General features: G+C 37.0%; 21 protein-coding genes and 1 pseudogene. 10 read left to right on the forward strand and 12 right to left on the reverse strand.

Annotation, left to right across the window (positions count from 1 at the left end; all coding sequences use genetic code 11):
• Nucleotides 1–51: 51 nt before the first annotated feature.
• The 7 genes and pseudogenes from secG to dnaG all read right to left on the reverse strand — a co-directional run bounded on the left by secG (nt 52) and on the right by dnaG (nt 6,908).
• Nucleotides 52–390: a preprotein translocase subunit SecG gene (secG, locus tag ACQ33O_RS07940; protein WP_430995038.1), complete on the reverse strand. Its 339-nt coding sequence runs from the start codon at nt 388–390 to the stop codon at nt 52–54.
• A 3-nt stretch (nt 391–393) separates the two neighbouring features.
• Nucleotides 394–1,110 (reverse strand): hypothetical protein, encoded by a 717-nt coding sequence (locus ACQ33O_RS07945; protein WP_430995039.1) that lies wholly within the window; start codon nt 1,108–1,110, stop codon nt 394–396.
• A gap of 51 nt (nt 1,111–1,161) precedes the next feature.
• Nucleotides 1,162–1,638 carry an LPS assembly lipoprotein LptE gene (gene lptE, locus ACQ33O_RS07950; protein WP_430995040.1) on the reverse strand — a complete coding sequence of 159 codons (477 nt, stop codon included), beginning with the start codon at nt 1,636–1,638 and terminating at the stop codon, nt 1,162–1,164.
• Nucleotides 1,639–1,693: 55 nt separating this feature from the next.
• The gene (locus tag ACQ33O_RS07955) at nt 1,694–2,935 is read right to left on the reverse strand and encodes a sigma-54 interaction domain-containing protein (RefSeq protein ID WP_430995041.1); all 1,242 of its coding nucleotides are present in this window, start codon (nt 2,933–2,935) and stop codon (nt 1,694–1,696) included.
• 42 nt (nt 2,936–2,977) lie between these two features.
• A pseudogene (locus ACQ33O_RS07960) lies at nt 2,978–3,277 on the reverse strand (endonuclease domain-containing protein); the annotation flags it as partial.
• Between the two features lie 146 nt (nt 3,278–3,423).
• A complete protein-coding gene (gene miaB, locus ACQ33O_RS07965) occupies nt 3,424–4,845 on the reverse strand; it encodes a tRNA (N6-isopentenyl adenosine(37)-C2)-methylthiotransferase MiaB (RefSeq protein ID WP_430995042.1) in 1,422 nt (473 codons plus the stop codon).
• A 116-nt stretch (nt 4,846–4,961) separates the two neighbouring features.
• Complete coding sequence (gene dnaG, locus ACQ33O_RS07970; protein ID WP_430995043.1) at nt 4,962–6,908, reverse strand: DNA primase; 1,947 nt, start codon at nt 6,906–6,908, stop codon at nt 4,962–4,964.
• A gap of 121 nt (nt 6,909–7,029) precedes the next feature.
• Here dnaG and ACQ33O_RS07975 point away from each other — a divergent pair, with 121 nt between their 5' ends.
• From ACQ33O_RS07975 to ACQ33O_RS07985, 3 genes are read left to right on the forward strand one after another with little or no spacing between them, the layout of a single operon-like run.
• A complete protein-coding gene (locus ACQ33O_RS07975; protein ID WP_430995044.1) occupies nt 7,030–8,289 on the forward strand; it encodes a hypothetical protein in 1,260 nt (419 codons plus the stop codon).
• 26 nt (nt 8,290–8,315) lie between these two features.
• Complete coding sequence (locus tag ACQ33O_RS07980) at nt 8,316–9,197, forward strand: hydroxymethylglutaryl-CoA lyase (protein ID WP_430995045.1); 882 nt, start codon at nt 8,316–8,318, stop codon at nt 9,195–9,197.
• 8 nt (nt 9,198–9,205) lie between these two features.
• The gene (locus ACQ33O_RS07985; RefSeq protein ID WP_430995046.1) at nt 9,206–10,177 is read left to right on the forward strand and encodes a GSCFA domain-containing protein; all 972 of its coding nucleotides are present in this window, start codon (nt 9,206–9,208) and stop codon (nt 10,175–10,177) included.
• 43 nt (nt 10,178–10,220) lie between these two features.
• On the opposite strand, the gene ACQ33O_RS07990 is transcribed toward ACQ33O_RS07985, so the two are convergent.
• Complete coding sequence (locus ACQ33O_RS07990; protein ID WP_430995047.1) at nt 10,221–10,832, reverse strand: tRNA-(ms[2]io[6]A)-hydroxylase; 612 nt, start codon at nt 10,830–10,832, stop codon at nt 10,221–10,223.
• A gap of 71 nt (nt 10,833–10,903) precedes the next feature.
• On the opposite strand from ACQ33O_RS07990, the gene ACQ33O_RS07995 reads away from it, so the two are divergent.
• From ACQ33O_RS07995 to ACQ33O_RS08010, 4 genes are all read left to right on the forward strand, one after another.
• Nucleotides 10,904–13,348, forward strand: a complete 2,445-nt coding sequence (locus tag ACQ33O_RS07995; protein ID WP_430995048.1) for a penicillin acylase family protein — start codon at nt 10,904–10,906, stop codon at nt 13,346–13,348.
• Between the two features lie 33 nt (nt 13,349–13,381).
• Nucleotides 13,382–13,726: a hypothetical protein gene (locus tag ACQ33O_RS08000; protein WP_430995049.1), complete on the forward strand. Its 345-nt coding sequence runs from the start codon at nt 13,382–13,384 to the stop codon at nt 13,724–13,726.
• A gap of 51 nt (nt 13,727–13,777) precedes the next feature.
• Nucleotides 13,778–16,324 (forward strand): DUF5686 and carboxypeptidase regulatory-like domain-containing protein, encoded by a 2,547-nt coding sequence (locus ACQ33O_RS08005; protein WP_430995050.1) that lies wholly within the window; start codon nt 13,778–13,780, stop codon nt 16,322–16,324.
• 123 nt (nt 16,325–16,447) lie between these two features.
• Nucleotides 16,448–17,497: a rhodanese-related sulfurtransferase gene (locus ACQ33O_RS08010; protein ID WP_430995051.1), complete on the forward strand. Its 1,050-nt coding sequence runs from the start codon at nt 16,448–16,450 to the stop codon at nt 17,495–17,497.
• A gap of 13 nt (nt 17,498–17,510) precedes the next feature.
• Here the strand turns inward: ACQ33O_RS08010 and ACQ33O_RS08015 are convergent, their stop codons facing one another.
• On the reverse strand, nt 17,511–18,440 hold the full coding sequence (locus ACQ33O_RS08015; protein ID WP_430995052.1) for a phosphoribosylaminoimidazolesuccinocarboxamide synthase: 930 nt from the start codon (nt 18,438–18,440) through the stop codon (nt 17,511–17,513).
• Nucleotides 18,441–18,579: 139 nt separating this feature from the next.
• On the opposite strand from ACQ33O_RS08015, the gene ACQ33O_RS08020 reads away from it, so the two are divergent.
• Nucleotides 18,580–21,303 carry a TonB-dependent receptor gene (locus ACQ33O_RS08020; RefSeq protein WP_430995053.1) on the forward strand — a complete coding sequence of 908 codons (2,724 nt, stop codon included), beginning with the start codon at nt 18,580–18,582 and terminating at the stop codon, nt 21,301–21,303.
• Between the two features lie 47 nt (nt 21,304–21,350).
• Nucleotides 21,351–22,622 (forward strand): fasciclin domain-containing protein, encoded by a 1,272-nt coding sequence (locus ACQ33O_RS08025; protein WP_430995054.1) that lies wholly within the window; start codon nt 21,351–21,353, stop codon nt 22,620–22,622.
• Between the two features lie 56 nt (nt 22,623–22,678).
• Here ACQ33O_RS08025 and ACQ33O_RS08030 read toward each other — a convergent pair whose 3' ends face one another.
• Both ACQ33O_RS08030 and ung read right to left on the reverse strand, forming a co-directional pair.
• Nucleotides 22,679–23,410 (reverse strand): lysophospholipid acyltransferase family protein, encoded by a 732-nt coding sequence (locus ACQ33O_RS08030; protein WP_430995055.1) that lies wholly within the window; start codon nt 23,408–23,410, stop codon nt 22,679–22,681.
• 14 nt (nt 23,411–23,424) lie between these two features.
• A complete protein-coding gene (gene ung, locus ACQ33O_RS08035) occupies nt 23,425–24,108 on the reverse strand; it encodes a uracil-DNA glycosylase (RefSeq protein ID WP_430995056.1) in 684 nt (227 codons plus the stop codon).
• Nucleotides 24,109–24,243: 135 nt separating this feature from the next.
• On the opposite strand from ung, the gene ACQ33O_RS08040 reads away from it, so the two are divergent.
• Nucleotides 24,244–25,368: a hypothetical protein gene (locus ACQ33O_RS08040; RefSeq protein WP_430995057.1), complete on the forward strand. Its 1,125-nt coding sequence runs from the start codon at nt 24,244–24,246 to the stop codon at nt 25,366–25,368.
• A gap of 82 nt (nt 25,369–25,450) precedes the next feature.
• On the opposite strand, the gene ACQ33O_RS08045 is transcribed toward ACQ33O_RS08040, so the two are convergent.
• A complete protein-coding gene (locus tag ACQ33O_RS08045; RefSeq protein ID WP_430995058.1) occupies nt 25,451–25,975 on the reverse strand; it encodes a DinB family protein in 525 nt (174 codons plus the stop codon).
• Nucleotides 25,976–25,979 lie beyond the last annotated feature (4 nt).

Raw genomic sequence — 25,979 nt, forward strand, 5'->3', positions numbered from 1 at the left:
AAACCCCGTCGTTTGCAGACGAGGTTAATAATTTTTTGTAAATATTACAGCTTACGGAGTAGTAGGTTGCGCTGCACCCGGAAGTGTTCCCGTATTTTGAGATTTTACGGGATTTGAAGCCGGAGCATTTTTAATTAAATCGGCGTTTTTAGATTCCGCATCACCAGTAGGTATGAATTTAGGTGATAAAATACATAGAAGCCCTACAACCCCGGCAAAGATCCAGGTACCTTTTTCAAGCACATCAGTTGTTTGTTTTACACCCATCAATTGAGTGCCTACGCCTCCGAAAGAGCCTGATAAACCACCACCTTTAGGGTTCTGTACCAATACGATAAGCCCTAAAACGATAGAGGCTATGATCACTAAAATTCCAAATAAAACTAGCATATATTATCCTTTGAATTGTTCGATTTTGGCTGCAAAGTAAGCACTTTTAGAGGGATTGAGCAAACTTAATTTTTGGTACACTTCAATAGCTTTCCCTGTCTTTCCTTGTTGTATGAGTACATCAGCCATTGCTTCGGTAAGAATTACATCCTCCGCATTTGATCTTTCTGCCATGTTTTGTATGGCAATTTCAGAAACACCATTGTTTTCCATTACTTCCTCTACATGCACTTTCTTCATTGTTTTTAACCACTCGGTAAAACTTTTTAGTTGTTTGCCGAGTTTGTCGTCCGGCTTAATTTCTTCACTCAATTTTATTCCCTGGCTGGCAAAATAATCTGAAGTGTGCAATGGTTCAAAAAGTAATTTTTCGTCGGTACTTACAGGTTCAGAAAGTTTAAGATCTATTCTAATATTGTTTGCAGACTCTTCTTCAACAACCTTGTTGTTCTCAATAATTGTTTCTTCGATAGGCTCTTCTTTCACTACTATATTTTCTATAGCAGCCGTTTCCTGAGTTGTTTTTTTATAATTCAGCAGTTGAAAGTTCAACCACAAAGCATTATTGAAAAGAAGATTGGTTTTTGCAATTTGCTGCTGATAGTTTTCGTTTGACTTGTCAGTTTGTTGCAATAATAAAAATTGAGCCGGTGCAAAATACGGATGCTCCTTTACTGTTTGTAAAAGAATCTCTTTAGTATTTAATTGATCTTTCAGCATGAATAAGTCCGGCAGGAATTTTTTAAGAACCTCTAAATTAATGATAAAGGGTTACCAATTAGAAAATATTTTATTAAAAATGGCATCAACAATATTTCTTACCATATCGGACTGAAGGTTCGATTCTGCTTGTGATAAACTTTGTGTGGCCGGGAAATCGAAGCTATTACTTACGTCAGATTCAAAATTTTTCTTTTCATCTAAAGTGTTTTTGAAAATGAGATGAAAAGATACAGTGATTCTGTTAGTCCCAGCTTCTGTGCCTGATATCCCACTAGTTGAAACAACATATTCCGACACATAACCACTGATGTCGTAATGAGCATCGGCATCATTGGTTTGTCTGAGTCTGGTATTGCTAATTATTTTTTGCTTCAATTTTTCTGTTAGTTGCGGACTTAATTGACCGTTTACGTATCTGGCTTTATTCTCTAAATAATTTACCCTGAAAGTTTTTATCTCAGCAGGAATAATGCCGGCATCTTTGAAACCGTATTTGCAAGTTGCAAAGCTAAAAGCCCAAAGCATAAGGCATAAAGCTAAAGGCTTCCTTACTATTAACCATGAACTATTAACTATAGACTTACTCTTCAATATCATATTCTTTCAGTTTTCTGTAAAGCGTTCTTTCACTGATACCAAGATCAGACGAAGCATCTTTGCGTTTGCCTTTATGTTTTTTCAATGCCTTAATGATCAATTCTTTTTCTTTGTCCATAATGCTCAACGATTCTTCAACTGCTTCATGATGATGGATATCATTATTATTTTGGCTGATGAATACTGGTTGGCTTTGTTGAACAAAATTATTTGAGTTGCTTACTGCAGGTTGCAAGTCAGGTAAGTTATTGTCATTATTGTACACCGGAATATGTTGTGCCATGCCCGGGTTTTGCAAGATGTCAAAGAACATTTTCTTTAGTTCATTCACATCTTTCTTCATATCGAAAAACAATTTGTACAATATCTCTCTTTCATTTGCAAACTCGGCTTGTGATACACTGCCGCTTCCGCCGCCGGCCAATACAGGTAAACGATTAAAATTATTTTCGGGTAAGAACTGTTGCAATTCTTTTGCAGTGATATTTTTTTCTTTTGATAAAACGGAAATTTGTTCAGCAATATTTTTTAATTCTCTGACGTTGCCCGGCCAGGGGTAATTCATCAACATATTTTTGCCAGATTCGTCCAGTTGGATAGAAGCACCTTTGTATTTATCTGAAAAGTCTGAAGCGAATTTTCTGAACAGGAGAGGGATATCTTCTTTTCTGTCTCTCAATGCAGGCACTCTGATAGGTACGGTATTTAAACGATAGTACAAATCTTCTCTGAACTTTCCAGTTTGAGTGAATTCTATCAACTCTTTATTGGTTGCGGCAATTACACGAACATCTGTTTTTTGAACTTTGCTGCTACCTACACGAATGTATTCACCGGTTTCTAAAACCCTTAATAATCTTGCTTGAGTGCCTAAAGGCATTTCGCCAATTTCATCTAAGAAGATTGTGCCACCGTTCACAGTTTCAAAATAACCTTTACGACTATCCATAGCACCTGTGAAGGAGCCTTTTTCGTGACCAAATAATTCACTGTCGATAGTACCTTCAGGAATGGCACCGCAGTTAACGGCTATAAATGAATTATGTTTTCGTGCACTGAGCGCATGAATGATCTGTGAAAAAACTTCTTTGCCGACACCGCTTTCTCCGTTTATTAAAACAGATAAGTCAGTGTTGGCAACCTGTGTTGCAACATTCAATGCATGATTCAACGCCGGAGAATTTCCGATAATGCCAAAACGATTTTTTATACTTTGTAAATCCATAACTACCCCCTCCGCCCCCTAAAGGGGGAACTTGGTTTTAAATTATTTAATGTTCTTTTCAATTTCTTTTAGAGTGGTTTCAAGATTATGCGTTACTTCATCATTGGTAAATCGTATAACTTTTATTCCAAGATTCTCTAAATCTTTTTGTCTTATTTTATCATTATTTTTTACATCAGGGAGATTATGAATACTCCCATCTAACTCTATTACTAATCTTTGGGAATGACAATAAAAATCAGCAATGTAAAATAATATTGGATGTTGCCTTCTGAATTTTAATTGTGGGAATTTTTCTTTTAATCTACCCCATAAAATCATTTCAGTTGGTGTTACATTGTTCCTTAATTTTTTGCCAGCTCAAAAATTATTGGTTCTGCACCATAAAACATTGAATTGTCTTTCATGTTTATGGTTCTTCAAATAGGCTTAAAGGTTTTTGTTTAAATGAACAAATGCCTCAAGTTATGAACTTCAAAGTTCCCCCTTTAGGGGGCGGAGGGGGTTCCAAATAGGGTACCCGCCGTACATGAATTTATTTTAACGGTTACATATTCACCTTTCTTAAAATCTTCCTTCGGAAAGATCACTACTTTATTATGATCCGTTCTTCCGTACAATTCATTTTCATTTTTCTTTGATGTGCCTTCTATCAAAACCTTGAATGTTTTGCCTACATCTTTTTGCATACTTTGTAAAGAATGAATCCGATGCAAGTCTATCATTTCCTGCAATCTTCTTTTCTTCACCTCTTCAGGTATATCATCTTTAAACCTACGTGCAGCCAATGTCCCCGGACGTTCGCTGTAGAAATACATATAAGCTAGATCGTATTTGCAGTATTCCATCAGACTTAAAGATTCCTGATGATCTTCCTCTGTTTCGGTACAAAATCCGGTGATCATATCGGTGCTCAATCCGCAATCAGGCAATAATTCTTTTATCCGATCAACTTTTGCGATATACCATTCTCTTGTATAAGTTCTGTTCATCAACTGCAACATTCTTGTGCTACCACTTTGTACCGGAAGATGAATGTAATTGCAGATGTTGTCATATTTTTTTATCGTAAACAATACATCATCGGTAATGTCTTTAGGATGCGATGTAGAAAAGCGAACTCTTAGTAAAGGATCGATCTGAGCAACTCTTTCTAACAACTCCGCAAAGCTGGTTGTTTTATTTTCATTATTTGTATCCTGGTAGCTGTCTACATTTTGTCCGAGTAAAGTAACTTCTCTGTAACCTTGTTCAAATAGATCTTTACATTCATTGATGATACTTTCTGCATCACGACTTCTTTCTCTTCCTCTTGTAAACGGTACAACACAAAATGAACACATATTGTTACAACCTCTCATAATGCTTACAAAAGCATTCACTCCATTGCTGTTTAAACGAATGGGAGAAATGTCGGCGTAAGTTTCATCACGACTTAATAAAACATTCACTGCTTTTTGTCCGGTTTCGGCTTCTTCTATTAAGCCGGGTAATGTTCTATATGCATCCGGGCCAACAACCAGGTCAACTAATTTTTCTTCCTGAATGAATTTTTCCTTTAATCTTTCGGCCATACAACCCAATACGCCTACAAGCATTCCGGGTTTGGCTTTCTTTAATTTTCTGAATTCTGTCAGTCTTTTGCGGACGGTTAGTTCGGCCTTTTCTCTGATTGAGCAAGTGTTTACAAAAATGAGATCTGCTTGCTCGATATTTAATGTAGCACCAAAACCATTATTTTGTAGAATAGATGCTACCACCTCACTATCGGCAAAGTTCATAGCACAGCCATAGCTTTCAATATAAAAATGCTTTTTGTATTGGTTGTCATCCAGCTTGAACGGGGCAAAAGCTTCGCCTTGTCTTGTTTCGTCGTGGGTTTTTGTATCGTGTAATTGTAAACTTTCCATTGTTTTATCGGGCTGCAAAAATAAGCAATTATATGGAAAGATGTGTCAGATTGGCAGAAACGAGTTCTTGTTTTTTTTATTGAATGAAGTGGCTTTTCGGTTGATTTTCAATGAGTTTATTTAAAAATAACCGTACCTAACTGCTTTGTTAATTCTATCTCAATATTCTTTAAATACTGGTGTGTTTGTAATAAAATGAGTTGTTCTTCCGCTGTATGAGGTTTCTCCAGATCTTGCTGATTGGTTTCTATCATACGTTTTGTTTTTTTTAATTTGAGATAATTCAACGTAGAAAAAACCTCTTCCTTATATAGTTCGTCTCTGGTAAATATCTTGCCGTCAAATACTTCTTTCCAGTTAGGGCTTATTTCGTAATTGTAGTCCATTAGTCCAACAACCAGAGAGCTTAGTTCCATATCTTCATGATATAAAAAACTTTTTGCATTGGGTTCTAAACCTTCTTTATACCAAGTATGATAAGTGCGTATTGCCGGAATGAGATTTTTGTTTTCAATGAATTCATCCAGTTCATCAATAGGAATATGCTCAAAAAAATAGTCGGCTACTTTTTTTTCTTCATCCCAATCTCTTGTTCCGAATTCTATTAAACTTCTTACTATGGCTCTTTCATGTTGCTCATCTTTGTTAAGCAAGGCAGCTGCATCATCATCTTCAGGAGTATAGGTGCCTGACTGTTGATCATTGTTGGAAAAAATTTCATCTCTGTTCTGCCTGTTCTCTTCTTTGGTAATTTTTTCACGAATGAATTTATTGACCAGTGTATGCAAACCACTCTCGTCTATCTTTAACAGCTGAGCACATTGTTTGATGTAATCATCCTGTTTTGTAAAATCTTCTGCTTTATTGATTTTCGAAATTGTTTCTGCAACACGGTTAACCAGAGCGGATTTTTTTGTTGTATCCGTGCCAACTTCTTTTAAAGAAGTTTCGAGCTGAAACAGAATAAAATCTTTCTTATTATTAGCAATGAATTCATTGAATGCAGCTGCTCCAACCTTATTTACATAACTGTCCGGATCTTCCTTGTCTGGGATCAGTACCAACCTTACATTCAGACTCTCTTCCAAAGCAAGGTCGAGCCCACGTAAAGCCGCTTTGATACCGGCTCCATCACCATCATATATAATAGTAAGATTATTGGTGTATTTTTTTATCAACCGGAGTTGATCGGGGGTAAGCGATGTGCCGCCACTGGCAACAACATTTTCTATACCCGCTTGATGCAATGAAACAACATCCGTATAACCTTCAACCAATAGGCATTCATCAGCTCTGTCTATTGCCAGTCTTGCAAAATAACTACCATAAAGCAATTTGCTTTTTACATAAATATCATTCTCAGGTGTGTTGATATACTTGGGGGCTTTATCGGTAGTTTTTAAAACCCTTGCACCAAAGCCCAGCACTTTGCCACTTTGATTATGAATTGGAAAGATGATCCTACCCCGATAATTGTCCATTGGTTTATCATCACGAACAACCACCAATCCGCTTTTTTGTAATAATTCAAGATTGTATTGGGCCGCAATAGCTGCGGTAGCAAATCCATCTCTTGCTTCGGGATTAAAGCCAAGTTGAAATTTTTGAATAATCTCTTCTCTAAATCCTCTATGCTTTAAATAGCTCAGGCCAATATCACGACCTTCCTCCGTATTAAATAAATAATCGCTGAAAAATTTCTGTGCAAAATTGTTGATGATGTAGAGGCTATCTGCACTTTGCTGTTGAAGTTTTTGTTCGGGGCTGAGTTCTTTTTCTTCTATCTCAACATTGTACTTATTAGCTAACCATCGAAGCGCCTCTACATAACTATATTTTTCATGCTCCATTAAAAAGCTGATACTATTGCCGCTTCTGCCGCAACCAAAACACTTATAGATTTCTTTTGACGGGGATACCGTAAAAGACGGGCTTTTCTCATTATGAAAAGGGCAGAGGCCAAGATAATTGGTGCCTCTTTTCTTCAGTTTAATGAATGAGCCCACTATCTCGATAATATCGATACGGCTTAATATTTGTTGTATAGTGTTTTGTGAGATCAATTGTATAAAGCAACTGCAAATCTAAGGATTAGTCGGGAGAAGCGAAATTGTGAAATTTAAAAGACAATTGCATCTATAATTAATTACAAACTAATACCTTTATCAAATTAAATTAAAGAAAATGAAAAAAATAGTATTGCTTATCAGCATTGTATGGGCGGGAACAGCACACGCTCAAAAATTAGACGATATCAGAGAGGCGTTGGGAAAAAAAGAGATAGATTACGCAGGCGCTAAGGAAATGGTTGATAAATATTTAGCAAACCCTAAAAATGCAGCTAAATCAGACGGGTGGTATTACAAAGGCTATATATATAACGGATTGAGCAAAGGGGAGGCTACAAAAGGGCTTTGTGCAGATTGTAGAATGGAGGCTTTGGAAGCATTCAAAAAATATCAGGAGTTAGATCCGAAAAATATTTTGCTGAAACTGGAATTCAATGGTTCGTTGTTTGATCTTTATAATGGATATTTTGATCTTGGTGCAAAAGCTTATGGAGAAAGAAATTATAAAGATGCATTTCTGAATTTTAAAAATGCTTTAATAGTAGAAGACTATATACGCAGCAAAGACCTCGATTATCAGGGTACAAAGTTTCCTGCATTGGATACTTCGTTGGTACAAAACACCGCTATTGCTGCAAGGTTGGATAAAAATGATGATGGTGCTATTCCTTATTGTAAGTTGATCACCGATGCTGAGGTTGCAGGTAAAGAGTATCTAGATATTTACGAATTTGTTGCAGAGTATTACAAAAATAAAAAAGACGCAACAAATTTTGCCGCTGCTTTGGCTAAAGGCAGAAAAGTATTTCCCGACGAAGCATACTGGACTGCAATAGAAATGGAATCGGTAGGAGAAAATTCAACTAAAGAAGAGTTGTTTGTGAAATACGATGAGTTGATTCAGAAGAATCCGACCGACTATACATTAGTTTATAATTATGGTGTAGAGTTGTACAATTTTATTTATATCACTCATAAAGACAATCCTGCAAATAAAGCGTACAAGGCTAAGTTAACCGAAACGTTTAAGAAAGCAATAGCTCTTAAATCAACTCCCGAAACTAATTTATTAATGGCCAAACATCTTTACTACCAATCAGATGACCTGGCAGATGAAGCGAAACTGATCAAAGGCACTAAGCCGGAAGATGTAAAAAAACGTAAGGCGTTAAACGATGAAGCAACTGCAAGCAGAACTGAATGTATTGCTTATTGCGAAGCAGCAAATAAATATTACGCAGGCCTTTCTACTTTGCAGTCAAAACAAAAAACAGACTACAAAAGTTCTTTGGTGATGCTTCAAAATATTTATCAGTTAAAAAATGATAAAGTAAAAGTTGAAGAACTTGAAAAAGTATTGGTAACGCTGGATTAGAGACCCATCTTTTGAATCTTGACAAAATGAATTCATCTGTAGAAAGCAGTCCTTTGTCTGCCATTCGTTTGGTAGAATGTCCTCGTGACGCCATGCAGGGATGGAAGACATTTATTCCAACGCCCAAAAAAATAGAATACATCAATGCTTTATTAAAAGTAGGTTTTGATACAATAGATTTTGGAAGTTTTGTATCTCCGAAAGCTATTCCGCAAATGGCCGATACGAAAGATGTGATCGGTAAATTGCAATTGACAAACAGCAAATCAAAACTATTAGCCATTGTAGCAAATGAACGAGGCGCTGAAGAAGCTGTTGTCTATGATGAGATCAGCTATGTTGGTTTTCCTTTTTCAATTTCAGAAACATTTCAAAAGAGAAATACAAATTCTACCATCATTGAATCTTTAGGCAGGGTAGAAGCGATACAGGATCTTTGCATAAAAAATAAAAAGGAGCTGGTTGTATATTTATCAATGGGTTTTGGAAACCCTTATGGCGATATATACAATGAGGATATTGTAATGCAATGGACGGAGAAAATAATAGCGATGGGTATTGGTATTGTATCGATTGCAGATACAGTAGGTATTGCAACTTCAACACAGGTTTATTCTTTACTTTCAAAATTGGCCCCAAATTTTTCAAATACACAAATAGGAGTGCATTTACACTCCACTAATTTAAATTGGAAAGCCAAGGTTGACGCTGCTGTACAGGCAGGTTGTAAACGTTTCGACGGTGCATTGAAAGGTATAGGAGGTTGTCCGATGGCAAATGATGAACTGGTAGGTAATATGGATACAGAATTGATGGTGCCTTATTTTAAAGAAAAGAATTTATTAAATGGGTTAGACATGAATGCTTTGAAAGAAAGCAGTAATCTTGCATCTCAAATATTTGTGTAAACAAAATCATGAATTTTCATTTAGAGTTTACTCCCAAGCCTTTCGATAAGAAGATCGTACATCAGGATAATTTATTGCTGATCGGATCCTGTTTTACCGAAAACATCGGCACTAAATTAAAGCAGCATAAGTTTTCCGTGCTTGAAAATGCCAACGGCATATTATTTAATCCGATCAGTATTGCTAAATCAATTTCATCATATATCAAGAATAAAAAATATACTGAGTCAGATCTTTTTTACGCCAATGAATGCTGGAACAGTTGGGAACATCATAGTCGTTTCTCTCATCCCGAAAAAGCTGTTTGTTTAGAGATGATCAATCAGTCGCAGCAGGCTGCACATGATTTTTTGAAAACGGCAGACTGGGTACTGATCACCGTCGGTTCTGCATTTGTATATGAACTTGAAAGTAAAGATGTTGTTGCCAATTGTCACAAAATACCAACCGATAAATTCAATAAAAAATTGTTGAGTGTTGATGAAGTACATACGGTACTGAATACAATTGTTAAAGAAATGATCACCTTTAATCCAAATGTAAAAGTGATTTTCACCATCAGTCCGGTAAGGCATTTAAGAGATGGGTTTATTGAAAACAATAGAAGTAAATCGACATTGATACAAGCCGTACACCGATTGGTTGATGTAAGTGAAAATATATTTTATTTTCCTGCTTATGAGTTAGTGATCGATGATCTTAGAGACTATCGTTTTTATGCAGAAGATATGGTGCATCCGAATTATGCGGCTACGAATTATGTGTGGGATAAATTTGTTGCAACCTCTATCACTACAACTGCACAGCAATTAATGCAAGAGATAAATATCATTAATGCCGCAAAAAGCCACAAACCATTTAACCCAACATCTGAACAGCATAAAAAATTTCTGCAAAAAAATTTGGGGCTTGTAAAAAAACTACAATCAGAACATGCACATATAAATTTCGACGATGAAATAAACTATTTCACTTCGTAAATGCTGACCCTATCTTCAATCAACACATCGGCATATCGACCCATCAATGTATCCTATCACCCCTCACTTCAGCACTCTTCATAATTTCTTTTTCGTAAGTAAGCCATTCTTTCCAACGTTTTCTCACCTTCGTTTTGTCGATATAGGTTTCCGCCAACTCTATGAATAAAGTATAATGACCGGCTTCGCTTTCCATGAATTTTCTGTAAAAATTTCTCATGTACAGGTCATCCAGTCCTTCGCTTAATCTTTTAAAACGTTCGCAGCTACGGGCTTCTATCAATGCCATCATCAATAAATGATCTAACATGCGTTCATCAGGGCCGCCGCCCTTTTTAATAAATTCTATGAGTTTGTTTACGTATATGTCTTTTCGTTGTTTGCCAAGTTTCAATTTCCGTTTTTCCAATTCTGCCAATACCATTCTGAAATGCCCCCATTCCTCCGTTACAATCGGGCTCAATTCTTTTACCAGTTTTGTTTTGTCTGAATATCGCTGAATCAAAGTGATACAAGTTGTAGCCGCTTTTTGCTCACAATATGCATGATCGGTTAAGATCTCTTCGAGTTGCATTTCTGCAAGATTTACCCAACGTGGATCACTTGGTAACTGCAATCCGAGAATATTTTTTACATCAATACTTTCATTATTCATGGTGCAAAAATAAATAATACAATTTGGTTTGATGATGGCAGTTTTTCTTAATTTACAGAACAATTCATATTATGAAAATCTTGCCGTTCATTATTTCAACAGTTATTACTTCGGGCTTAGTAGTTGTGCTCAACTCAACGATGGTGCTGCCTGCTGCCTTGGGTAAATTATTGAGCCCACAGCACGGTATCTGGCAAAATGCAGAAAGTGCACATGAAGATTTTGCAGCAGATCTTAAATTTCCACAATTAAAGGGAAAGGCAGAAGTGTATTTTGATGATCAATTAATTCCCCATGTTTTTGCTGAAAATGACGAAGATCTTTCATTCATACAAGGCTACCTGCATGCAAAGTTCAGGTTGTTTCAAATGGATCTGCAAACAAAAGCAGCAGAGGGTAGGGCAAGCGAAATTGCCGGATCCAAAGCCATCAATTATGATAAAGAGCAACGCAGACTTGGTATGCGATATGCGGCGGAGAACTCTCTGATTGAAATGGAAAAGGATCCTGAGTCAAAATCTTTGTACGATGCTTATACAAACGGCATCAATGCATACATCTCAACACTTACAGAAGCCAATACACCAATTGAGTATAAGATACTGGATATGCAGCCGGAAAAATGGAGTAATATCCGCACTGCTTTATTGTTGAAGATGATGGCTAAAATGTTGAGCAGCGGAACTGAGAATGATCTTGAAAAAACAAATGCAAAAAGTATTTTATTGCCGGACGATTTGAAGGCGCTGTATCCTGAAGTATCCGATTCAACGGAGCCGATGATTCCGAAAGGTACTGTTTTTGAAAAACCTGGTATCATTCCTGTAAAGCCGACCAACGCAGATTCGTTGTATTTTGGTAATACAAGTTCTATTGCTGCTAAGGAAATTTCAAAACCGGATGTAAATAATGGCAGTAATAACTGGGCCGTTGCAGGAAGCAAAACTAAAAGTGGATCGCCGATCTTATGTAATGATCCACATTTGGAGTTATCCTTACCTTCTATTTGGTACGAAATGCAATTATCGACACCTGGTTTCAATGCGTATGGCGCTACATTACCCGGTAGTCCTTTTGTTATTATCGGGTTTAACGATAGTATAGCATGGGGCGTAACGAATGCACAAAGAGATGTTAAAGATTATTACGAGATCAAATTCAAAGACAAAACAAAAAAAGAATATTGGTTCGATAGCCAGTGGGTAGCTACAAAGATCAGGTACGAAGAAATTAAAGTTCGTGGAGGCAATACCGTTATAGACACAGTAGCATACACGGCTTTTGGCCCCGTAATGTTTGATGAAAGTTTTAGTAATTCTAACAGTAATAAGCGAAATCTGGCTGTTCGGTGGATGGCTCACGAAGGAAGCAATGAAGGCAAGACGCTTTATCTGTTGAACAGAGCACATAATTATATCGATTATGAAAATGCAATAAAATTTTTCGAGTGCCCCGGGCAGAATTTTATTTTTAGCAGCAAGTCGGGAGATATTGCCCTGTGGCAGCAAGGTAAGTTTCCGGCAAGATGGGAAGGGCAGGGTATATATATAATGCCGGGAGAAGATAGTAGTTATATGTGGCAGGGGTACATTCCGCAAATAGAAAATCCGCATGCGTTGAATCCGGAGAGAGGCTTTCTTACTAGTGCCAATCAGCGACCTGTAGATTCTACGTATCCTTATTTTATCCCGGGGCAATGGCTGATACCAAGATCAATTGCCATTACTCATTTTCTGAGTGATACAACAAAACGTTTTTCGCCTGATGATATGATGAAGCTACAGAACAATTATTTTAATGTTACTGCCGAAGATGTTTTACCCATCTTGTTTAAGTATGTTAAGGAAGAAATGCTGACTGTTCAGGAGAAAAAATATTTATCAGAATTAAAACAGTGGGATCTGATGGCATCTGCTAACAGCAAGGGACAAACAATATATGAAAGATGGTGGGAAACGCTTCAGCATAGTATATGGGATGATGAATTAGGTAAAACAAAAAGTGAAACGCCTTTCCCAATAGAGCAGACTACTTTGGAATTGCTGAAAAAGGATTCAGCAGTAAAATATATTGACAATGTAAACACAGTTCCTGCAGAAACTTTATTTGATCAGGTAACAGCTGCTCTCAAGGAAGCATCTATTGGTTTGGTTAAGGATGAAGCAGCCGGCGGAATTGAATGGATGAAAATTAATAAGCCGGCTATTTATCATTTACTTAAGGCAAACTTATTGCCATTTGCAAGAGAGCATTTAAGTGTAGGAGGCTATGGTAATATCATCAATGCTACTTATGGCAGCCATGGTCCAAGTTGGAGAATGGTGGTAAGTCTTACTCCTCAAACAGAGGCCTATGGTGTATATCCCGGTGGACAAAGTGGTAATCCGGGTAGTAAATTTTATGATAACTTTGTTGATCAATGGGCAGCAGGGAAATATCATCCGCTTTGGATGATGACAAAAAATGAAGTGAGTGATACACGTGTAAAATGGAAAATGGTTTTTTCAAAAAGTTGAATACGAAACGCATAAATCTATAAAACACCTTACATGAAATTCATTACCTCAATTCTGCTGATCGCTTTATTAAGCTTGGCGGCTTGCATGTACTTGCCCTGGTGGAGCATTGCCATTGTTGCTTTTATTGTTGCCGCTGCTATTCCTCAAAATCCTTACAAAGGATTTTTATCGGGATTTATTGCTTTATTCTTTTTATGGGGAGTTATTGCCTATGTCATTAGTATTAACAATGATGATGTGTTAGCTCATAAAGTATCATTGCTGGTCTTAAAGGTAGATAGTCCAATGTTACTGATTACAGCTACAGCGTTGATTGGTGCAATGGTGGCAGGGTTTGCTGCTCTGGCAGGAAGTTATCTTCGGGAGAATAATTAGTTTTTACCGCCGCTAACAAAATCGGGGGTAATTTCGTTGCAATATTTCTATATGCGTAATTTATTATTTTTAGTCTGTACTCTGTTTTCATTTGAAGTTTCTGCACAGAAAATTTTCGGAACTGTTTACAATGAGCAAGGCGATCTGTTGCCGTATTCATCCATTACTATAAAAGGCACTTCTATTGGGGCAAGTGCAAACAATCGGGCAAAATTTGCCATCAATGTATCTCCCGGAAATTATACGGTTATATGCCAGCACATAGGTTATGCAGCTAAAGAGATAACAATGACCGTTGGTTCGGAAGACAAAGAAGCCTTTTTTATTTTGGCCGAACAAAGGTTGATGATGAAAGAAGTAGTGGTGCAATCCAATGCTGAAGATCCAGCTTATGAGATCATTCGTCAGGCTATAAAAAAACAATCGTATTATCTTAAGCAGGTGAAAGCTTTTGAATGTGATCTTTATGCAAAAGATATGATCAAACTCCGGAGTTTTCCAAAAAAGATATTCGGACAAAAAGTAGAAGCAGATGACAGAGAAGAGATGATGCTGGATACAATGGGACAAGGAATTATTTACTTGTCGGAGTCGATTGCTAAAGTAGCCATTGCACAACCCGATAAATTTAAGATGGAAGTGCAAAGTAGTAGAGTGAGTGGCAGTAATAGTTTTGGGTTTACGTTCCCTACTTTTATAAGTTTATACAATAATAATGTAACCATATTCTCTGAAAAGCTTAACCCAAGGGGCTTTGTGTCGCCAATAGCAGATGGTGCCATTGGGTTCTATAAGTTTAAGTATTTAGGAAGTTTTTTTGAAAATGGGAAGGAAATACATACCATACGTATTACCCCCCGCCGTAATTATGAACCGCTTTTTTCAGGGATCATCAATATTACAGAAGGAGATTGGAGAATACATAGTCTCGATCTTACACTTACCAAAAAAGCTCAGTTGGAAATAATTGATACACTTCAGATCACTCAGTTCCATGTACCTGTGGGTGAAGATATTTGGCGAGTGAAAAATCAACTCTTGCATTTTAATTTTAACCAGCTTGGTATTAATGCGGTAGGAAATTTTGTGAATGTTTATTCAGACTATAAACTCAATCCGAAATTTGCAAAAGGTTTTTTTGATAAAGTAGTCATCAAATATGATACAGGTGTCAGCAATAAGCCAAAGCTATATTGGGACAGCATTCGCCCCGTTCCGTTGGAGAAAGAAGAAGTTAAAGACTATCAAGTTAAAGACAGTTTATTTGAAGCCAGAAAAGACACAGGCTGGAGCAAAGCAACAATGGATTCATTGAGAAAAAAACAAGGCCAGCTAAAACCGTTGAAAGTTTTCTGGAGTGGTATTAACCGGACGCATTATGGCAAGAATAACAATTTTGAATGGGGTATCAGTCCGTTAATAAAAAAACTACAGTATAATCCTGCGGAAGGAGTGGTGTTACTGGCGGAAGGGTATTACAGAAAATATTTTAAACGATCGTCTACCAATCTATTAATAGAGCCTTCTATAAGGTATGGCTTCAGTAATACGCATCTGAATGCACATGTTGATGTATCGCTCCGTACAAGGGAGTTTGATGAGGGGGCACTCAAAAGGCATACATGGAATTTTTCCGGAGGAAAAAGAGTGATCCAATTTAATAAAGAAAGTCCGATCACGCCTTTAGTGAATTCAATCAGCACTTTATTTTATGGCGACAATTTCATGAAAACGTACGAAAATTGGTTTGGCGAAATAAAGTATAGTAAGCGGTATGAAAGTGGCTTACGGTTTAGTATAAACGCTTTGTTCGAAGATAGGATTCCTTTGAATAACACAACCGTTTTTACGGTTTTTAAGAACGATAAAGTAAATATCACACCGAATTATCCATACGAAAAAATAGCAGCACAATTTAACAGGCATCAGGCTTTCGTACTTGGGGTAGATATCAGCATTAAGCCCGGGCAAAAATACATTCAATACCCCAATAGTAAACAATCGCTGGGCTCAAAATATCCAAGACTTAGCCTGAGTTATATAAAAGGTATCAAGGGGCTCATCGGTAGCGACACTGATTATGACAAGTGGAAGTTTACCGTAAATGACGACAAAAATTTTAAACTGGCAGGTCTTTTAAAATATAAATTATCGATCGGAGGTTTTTTAAATAAACGGTCTGTTTATATACAGGATTATCAACATTTTAATGGCAATCGAAGTTTTGCCGCAAGCGAATATGTCAATAGTTTTCAACTGGCTCCGTATTATGCAAACAGTACCACGGCCAGTCTCTATACGATAGCACACGTAGAGCATCATTTCAATGGCTTGCTTACAAATAAAATTCCGTTGTTCAACAGGTTGAACTGGAATATGGTAGGAGGTAGCAATGCATTTTTCATAGATAAGGGAAATAATTATGTTGAATTATTTGTAGGGCTTGAAAATATTCTGAAAATTTTCAGAATAGATTTTGTTGCAGCTTTTGCGAATGGGAAAAAAGGGGCTACGGGTTTGAGGCTCGGTTTTGGAGGATTAATAGGTGGTAGTGTAGCTGTAAAGGATAATTCAAATGGTATTTCTATTGGGTTTTAACTTTCATAAAATTCTTATCTTTGCATTTCAATTTGGTTTGCCCTGCAAGCATCCAATCCATGCCCTGAGCAAAAGCGAAGGGTCTAAAGGTTTCACACCTAAGGTGTGATCAAATTAAATTTTATGGCAGTACTACACAACCGCATATCTCAGGCGGAGTTAAAAAAGCTACTGTACGCTGAAACTGAAAAGCGTACTACTATTTCCTTTTATCAATATTTTCCGATAAATGAACCCAAGCATTTCAGAGATGAAATGTATAAGGCATTAGATGAATTGAAAGTTTTCGGAAGAATATATGTTGCACATGAAGGCATCAATGCACAGATCAGTGTGCCGGAGAGTAATTTTGAAAAACTAAAAAACTACATGTATTCAATCAACGGATTAAATGGTATTCGGTTAAATATTGCGGTAGATGATGACGGCAAAAGTTTTTGGGTACTCAAAATAAAGGTGAGAGAGAAAGTTGTAGCCGATGGCATTACGGATCCTTCTTTTAGTATGGAAAATAAAGGTAAGTATGTAAATGCCGAGCAGATGAATGAATTGCTGAAAGATGATGATACGGTAGTGATTGACATGCGTAATCATTATGAATATGAAGTAGGGCATTTTGAAAGGGCCATTGAAATACCGAGTGATACATTCAGAGAACAGTTGCCCATGGCTGTTAGTATGATGGAAGATAAGAAGGATAAGAACATCATCATGTATTGCACCGGAGGCATTCGTTGTGAGAAAGCCAGTGCCTATATGTTGCATAATGGCTTTAAAAATGTTTTTCATTTAGAAGGAGGAGTGATCAATTATGCCCGTGAAGCAAAAGCAAAGCAATTAGAAAGTAAGTTCATCGGTAAAAATTTTGTGTTTGATGACAGGTTAGGAGAGCGGATCACAGAAGATATTATTGCTAAATGCCATCAATGCGGAAAGCCTGCTGATACGCATACCAATTGCAAAAATGACGGTTGTCATTTATTGTTTATCCAATGCGATGAGTGTGCCGAAAAGTATGATGGCTGTTGCAGTACAGCATGTCAGACTGTTCACAATTTGCCGGTCGAACAACAGAAAGAATTAAGAAAAGGAATAGATAAAGGGCGGATGGTTTTTAACAAAAGTAAGCAACGCTTGCGCCCAAGATTGAATGAGGATAATAATACAGATTAATTGATTTGCGTTATTATCCCAATAATTTATCTAATGAATTGGTGATACTTCTTTCAATAACTTCTTCGCTAAGATCTTTGCGGATAAATTTTTCGCCGATCACTTTTTCATACAATTCAATATATCGTTGAGAGATGGTATTGATGAATTCGTCACTCATTTCAGGAACAGTTTGTCCTTCTTTTCCCATAAAATTATTTTCAATCAACCATTCTCTTACAAACTCTTTACTGAGCTGTTTTTGTTTTTCTCCTTTTAATTGTCTTTCGCCATAAACGTCAGCATAAAAATATCTAGAGCTGTCCGGAGTATGAATCTCATCCATCAAATATATTTGATCGCCGATCTTGCCAAATTCATACTTTGTATCTACTAAAATAAGGCCTTGTTTGGCTGCCAATTTTTTACCTCTTTCAAACAACGCATAAGTATACTTCTCAAGAATAGCATAATCCTGCTCACTTACAATGCCTCTTGCAATTATATCTTCTTTGCTTATATCTTCATCGTGCCCTACATCTGCTTTGGTGGTAGGAGTTATGATCGGAAAATGGAAAAAATCATTTTCGTTTAACCCTTCGGGTAAGGTAACACCGCACAAAGTTCTTTTACCGCTGTTGTAAGTCCTCCAGGCATGACCGGTTAGGTTACCACGTATCACCATTTCTACTTTAAACGGAATACATTTTTTGCCCAATGCACTATTTGGTGTAGGTGTGTTGATAAGCCAATTTGGACAAATATCTTCAGTAGCTTTAAGCATGTATGCAGCTATTTGATTTAGTACTTGTCCTTTATAGGGTATGGGTTTAGGTAAGATAACATCAAAAGCAGAAATACGATTACTTGCGATCATCACAAGCCATTTATCAGCTATGGTATAAACATCTCTTACTTTTCCGCTGTAGAAGTTTGTTTGTTGGGGGAATTGAAACACTGCCATTGTGCTAAAGTACTTGCAACTATTTAAAACACCCAATTTTGGTCTGCAAAAATGTCAACAATAGGTTAGAAATAAAATTTTTGAAAGAAGGTAACAATCCTTATTTTGCTGTAAATTTAAAATTAAAACGATGCTTAATATGAGAAAAAATGCAAGCTATTTGCTGGCTTTGTTTTTAGCCCAGTTTTTATCGATTGCGGCTTTTGCGCAAACCAATACCATAATAGGTAAAATAAAGAACAGCGTAACTAATGAAAATGCCGCTGCCGTATCTGTGACAGTCAAAGGTGGTTCAGATGGTACATTTACGGATGATAAGGGTAATTTCAAATTAACTACAACTCAAAAATTTCCTGTTACATTATTATTCTCATCCATTGGGTATGAATTACAGGAAATAACAGTGAATGATGCTTCTCAACTTGTTGATATAGCCTTTAAACCTTCCGCTGCATTAGGTCAGGAAGTTGTAGTCTCAGCGTCAAGAGTACCGCAAAAAATTCTGGAATCGCCTGTTTCTGTTGAAAGGGTGAATGCATCTGCTATCAGAAATTCGCCGGTTGCTAACTTTTATGATGTTGTAACAACTTTAAAAGGCGTTGATGTCTCTACCTCTTCTTTAACATTTAAAACGCCTACCACAAGAGGTTTTAATTCGAGTGGTAACGTTCGTTTCAATCAATTGGTGGATGGAATGGATAATCAGGCACCGGGTTTGAATTTTTCGGTGGGTGCTATCATTGGTTTAAGTGAGCTGGATGTTGATAATATTGAACTGTTATCCGGAGCGTCTTCTGCATTGTATGGCCCCGGTGGTATGAATGGTACATTATTAATGACAAGTAAGAATCCTTTTAAATATCAGGGCCTTTCATTTCTTGTTAAAACCGGCGCAATGCATACCGATGGCAAACAAAGAGATATTTCTCCTTATTACAACTGGAATTTAAGATGGGCAAAAAAAGTATCGGATAAATTTGCTTTTAAAATAAATGCGGAGTTGATTCAGGCTAAAGACTGGTTGGGTTCTGATTACAGAAATTACAACAGAACTGCAGGATATTATGGCGATGTTAAAGCAGGTTCAAGAACGACCGATCCTAATTATGATGGCGTAAGTGTTTTTGGTGATGAAACATCTATAGATATTATGCCGAGTTTGATACAGTTAACTAACGGTGGTGCAGTACTAACGGGACTTGGTGTTGATATAACAAAACCAATGTTTGTATCACGTACAGGTTATACTGAAAAAGAAGTAGTAAATCCTAATACAGTTAATTTTAAAGTTGGGGGTGCTTTCCATTATAAACTTACACCTAAGATCGAAGCATCACTTACGGGATACTGGGGAACAGGAAATACAATTTATACAGGTGCATCGAGATATAATATCAGAGATTTTAAAATGGGACAGTATAAACTTGAATTCAATCACAAAAAATGGATGTTAAGAGCTTATACTACTCAGGAAAATGCCGGTAATACTTTCAATGCAACTGTTACAACTCAGTTATTCAACGAAAGCTGGAAGCCTTCTGAACTTTGGTATCCTTCATACGTTTATAAATTTACATCAGACCTACTTTCATTTGTGCCTGTTATGACAGCGCATAATAATGCAAGAGCAGCAGCCGATGTGGGCAGACCGGTTGCAGGAACGGCAGCTTTCAGAAATGCTTATAATACGGTAGCAGGTAAGCCTGTACCCCTTGGTGGTATGTTGTTAGACAGATCTGACCTTTATAATATTGAGGGGTCTTATGATTTATCTTCTGTTACAAGTAAAGTGGCTGATATTATTATTGGGGCTAACTATAAAGAATATGTTTTAAATTCTCAAGGAACTTTGTTTGCAGATACCGCAGGGACGATAGGAATAAGCGAATTTGGGTTTTATGCACAGGCAACAAGACAAGTGATTGATCGTTTGAAACTTACCCTTTCAGGCAGATATGATAAGAATGAAAATTTTGAAGGACGTTTTACTCCAAGAGCTACTGCAGTTTACAAAGTAGCAAAAGATAATAATGTAAGGTTGTCATTTCAAACAGCTTATCGCTTTCCTTCAAACCAAATGCAATGGATCAGTTTGCCTATTGGTACCGATACAAGATTGATAGGTAGTAACAAAGCGTTCATTGATATCTTCCATTTTGATACTAATCCGTTATACGATTATGAAGCAATGCGTAAAGGAAATTTAACGCCGTTTACTTTAAAACAAGTTAAGCCTGAATCGCTTTCGTCTTTTGAACTTGGCTATAAAGGATTGCTGTCTCAAGGTAAATTATTGTTAGATGCGTATGGCTATTTTGGTCAGTATAAAGATTTTCTTGGAAGATATATTGTAGTTCAAAGTAAAACAAACAGTGCTGTTACATTGGCAGATACTACAACAGGGATGAAATATTCTTTACCGATCAACACTACCGACAAAGTAAAAACTTATGGGTTTGGGTTGAGTGTTGATTACAGATTACCAAAAAACTTTACGCTTGGTTTTAATATTGCTTCAGATATTCTGAAAGATGTGCCGGCAAATTTTGTAGCATACTTCAATGCGCCAAAATATAAAGCAAATGTATCTATTGGAAATACAGCTTTCGGACCGAGCAAACGTTATGGATTTAATGTGGCTTACAGATGGCAGGATGCTTACTTCTATCAAGGAGATTTTGGCAATGGTAATTTGCCTGCTGTACAAACGCTGGATGCTCAGATCAGTTACAAATTCCCATCAACAAAATCTGTATTGAAATTAGGAGCTAATAATTTATTGAATCAATACTATTACAATGCGATCGGTAACTCACAGATCGGTGGATTGTACTATGTAAGTTTTGGTTACAATATTTATTAATAGGCTGTTATCTGAAAAAAAAATTAAATCATTTAAATTATTATAAAATGAAATCTCTAAAAATGAATTTTAAGATCCTTCTTGTACCGATAGTAGCGGTATCAGCGATTTTAACTTCGTGTAATAAAGACCTGGAAAGTTTTGCGGAATTAACAACGCCCCCTGTAGTTCCTCCAACAGGAATTACAATGGCAGCTTATCTAGATGGTGATGCCAATTATTCATTGTTTGATACGGCTTTAAAAGCTACCGGATTGCATGCTGCAATTTTTAGTCAGCCTGGAGCATATACAGTCTATGCGCCGAGTAATACGGCTATAAAAACTGTATTAGGTGCATTGTTCTCTATTCCGGGAGGTTCTCCGGATGCGGTGTATGAAGGTGCATTAAAGAATCCGGCTTTTAAGAGTACACTTACAAGTATTGTGTTGTATCATATCATGGTAACCAAACAACCGGTTGCTAATTTCTCTACAGTATTTCCAAACAAGTCTTACTCTTCGGCATTGCCATTAGATCCTGTTGTGCCATTCCGAATGAATTTATTTCCATCTGCAAGAACAGGGGTAAACTATGTAAACAATATTCCTATTACAGCGCCTGATCTGTTTTCGGGTTCAAATGGTGTAATACATGGTATTCCGGCTATGCTGCTTCCTGCAAGCGGAACATTGAAAACCACTATAGCCGGCGAATCTTCACTTTCCTATTTCAGAGCAGCTGTTGCCCGTGCAGATAGTGGATCGGTTGGTCTATCAAAATTTGATTCACTGTTGAATTATGCGCCTACAAATATGACTGTATTAGCACCAAATGATAATGCATTCAAAGCATTAATTTATAATTTGGTTTATGGTAAAGTATTTCTTGCAACTGGTGATGCAACCATTGCTAATGCACAGGCTAACGGTGCGGTTGCGGCAGGGCCAGCTTTCTTAGGTACAAATAATGTTACGACCGAATTGGTTAAGGGTATAGTTGCCTATCATTTACTAGCTTCATTAACTACCGATACCAAAACACCGTATCAACCAAATATAAGAGCATTCTCAGTTAATTTTTCTGCTACTCCGTCGTTCATAAAAACGCTTGTGAACAATGGCGTACCGGTTCATCCGGGAGTGATGGTGCAACCTACATTTACAGGCCCTGTGGTAAGCAGTTTGAAATTTTCAGGCTTAGGTACTTTCCCTCCGGGAGGAACAGCTTTTAGTGATCCACCTGCCTCAGCTTTAATATCACCTACAACAGGTAGTCTTGATAGAACAGGCGTGAATGGGGTGTACTACGTAATCGATAAGGTTTTATTGCCACAATAACCAGATCATTTATATTGAGCATAAAAAAGCCCCTGACATGTCGGGGGCTTTTTTACTTAATTATTTTTAGCGATGAAATGTGTTTTCATTATATCAAATACTTTTTCTTTTAAATCTTTAACCGTTGTGTTATTGGATGAAACGGGAGGAAGAAAATCCATCCTCAATTTTGTTGGCAGTAGATAAAAGAATTTATCAATTGGCATTGCTTTCTTTGTGCCGCTGATAACACAAGGTAAAATATCTTTTCCGGCATCGATAGCTAACTTAAATGCACCATCGTAAAATTGTTTGAGTGGTTCTTGTGTTCTGTTACGGGTTCCCTCCGGATAAATGCACATGTGCATACCTGTTAGTAATACCTGTTTCATGGCTTCAAAGCTTCTTTTTCTGCTCAATTCATCTTTTCTATTTACCAAAATGGCTCCTTTGCTGTAAAAAAATCCAAACAAAGGTACTTTGGCAAAAGATGCTTTAGCAATCGTTTTGTTGGCACCGGGTACATATGGTGCAGATAAAGGTACATCGAGCAGGGCATTGTGGTTGAAGACAACAATGTATGAGGTGTTTGGCTGGAAATTTTCTCGTCCTGTTATTTTAACCGGACAGCCTACTAAGAACAACCATACATTCATCCATATTCTGGATACCATAATAAAATAGATCTGCCCGCCGGGGTTAGGAATAGCATAAGCGATCATGGATGGTAAAAAAATAATAAGAAAAGTAGCGACGAAAGTAAGAAGTCCCCACAGTGCCCAAATTCTTGCAAATATATTTTTGATCATGTTGTATTGAAAATTTAAGGAGTCAATAATTTCCAGTCGATGGGAGGGTACCCTTGCTCAACAAGATATTCATTGGTTTTTGAAAAATGGTTGCAGCCGAAAAAGCCTTTATCGGCACTAAAAGGAGATGGATGAGCTGCTTTTAATACATGGTGCTTTGTTTCATCTATCAAACTTTGTTTCTCCTGCGCAAATTTACCCCATAATAAAAATACCACACCTGTTTTTTCATCCGATATTTTTTGAATGACAGCATCTGTAAAATTCATCCAGCCTATTTTTGAATGACTGGCCGGTTCGTTAGCCCTTACCGTTAGTATTGCATTTAACAACAATACTCCCTGCTCTGCCCATTTGGTAAGATTGCCATATGCTGCAGGCATGGCCACACCAATGTCTTTTTGTATTTCTTTATACATGTTCACCAATGACGGAGGTGGTTTAATACCATTCGGGACAGAAAAACTTAAGCCATGCGCCTGACCCGGATTGTGATAGGGGTCTTGCCCTAAAATAACCACCCTGGTTTTATCAAATGGGGTTTGATTGAAAGCATTGAAAATAAGTGGTCCCGGCGGGTAAATGGTTTTACCTGCAAGCTTTTCGGTTTTCAAAAAAGTGACGATCTCTAAAAAATAGGGTTTAGTGAATTCATGCTTTAGCGCTTCTTTCCACGAAGGCTCCATCTTTACATCCATCGGTCGTATATTTTGGTAAAAGTACAAGTTTATATAGTTATTACTGTAACGCACATTTCGTGTATAAAAATCAGATTCGGTAAATGATAAAATACTTTATATTAGTGTTGATTTTACACTTTTAATTTACTTGATATGAGAAAAAATCTACTATTGCTTTTTACCTTTTTTACCTTGATACAATCTTCTAAAGCCGACTATGGTATTTGGGCCTCGGGTATTTATTTGAAGGTGAATGCAAATCCTTTTGAATTTTATAGTACACTTTTACAGAACAATCCAAACTCGATCGGCAGTGTAAATTTTGGTGGTGATTTGGGTGCTTTTCAACAAAATTCCGGTACACTGGTGATTGGTGGCGCCGAAATAAAGACTTTTAGGAATGGAGGCAATGTTTGTGGAGGCGTTTTGCGTTACACAATATATCCTCGAGGAGCAAGGCCGGTATCTCCGGTTTTCTCACCAATAAATCTTAATTTTTTCTGCGATTGTAGTGGTGGTACTTTTTGCGGAGGAGGTACATGTACAGATGGAGTTGATCAGAAATGGCAGACTGTTGGTCAAAACATCGATCTTACGCAAACTACGCAGGGTCTTTATACTTTGGAGATATATTACGAATGCAGTGGGGCTTCAAGTGGTGGCGGTTGTGCTGAAACAAATTATGATGGAAACTCGGGCAATAACTACAAAGCAGATTTTGAAATTGCGGCTGTAGCACCCGTGAATTTTTCCGGCCTATCGGCTTCTGTTATTAATAGCAGTGTGCAATTAAAATGGAGCATTCAAAATGATGAAGATGTTGCGTCATATGAAATTGAAAGATCTACCGATGGTATCAATTTCAGTTCATTAAAAACAGTAGCTTCTCTCAAGTCTAATTTATTACACAATTATTTTTCATCGGATTTTGATCTGCTACAAGGAAATGTTTATTACAGACTTAAGCTGCATAAAATAGATAACAGTGTCATCTATTCGAAAATATGTCGTATTGATCTTAGCAAACCCGCCGATCATTTAGTGGTGCTATCTAATCAGGCAACGGGTGTTGTAGGATTGCGTTTGAATACACTGCCCAAGGGTAAATACGATCTGTGGATATTTAATAATACCGGGCAACGGATGGCAAGCTATCCTTTAACACATGATGGCATTGATAAAATAGTTCCGATCAATACAAGTTTGAATAAAGGAGTTTACCGTTTAGTGCTTTCAAATGGCAGAGAGAATTTTAAAACTTCATTTTTAGTGAAATGATATATCAGGTCATGGAATTAGATAAAAAGCCTCGAAATAATTTCGAGGCTTTTTTATTTGTGATCGGAAAAATTTTGAAGCTTTATTTTTCAAGTATTGGCAAATACTGTTTCCAAGGGCCAACTTCATTTGTATATTGTTTTGCCATTACCCTTGCAATTTGAGCAATATGCCCGAGGTCATGTGTTGTCCATGTAGCAAGAAGTTCTTCAAGAGTAACTTCGCCAAATGCAGGATGTATACCCTTCTTCGTAAGATCTTTTGCATTGATCTTTTTTGATTTCAGTATTTCAATATTTTGTTTGCGTACTGTTTTAAACTCATCAAGCAGTTGAGTAATGTTTTTTCCTTTGCTTTCTTCGAATTGTGCAAACCTGTCGAAAGGGGTAAAGCTTTTGTTGTCTGCTTCAGAAAGAATGATAGCCATTCTGGTTATCCAATCGGTTCTTTCTCCGTGAATTAAATGGCCAACAATATCAAAGGGGCTCCAGGTATTTTCGCCTTCGTTGGTCATTAGCCATTCTTCGCTTATACCATTCAATAAAGCTTCTATTACGAATGGTGTTCTGCTAAGAATTTCTATGGATCTATTTAAATCGAATTGCATGTAA

Origin of the sequence: Ferruginibacter sp. SUN002, from assembly GCF_050611725.1 — a bacterium.
GTDB lineage: Bacteria > Bacteroidota > Bacteroidia > Chitinophagales > Chitinophagaceae > Ferruginibacter.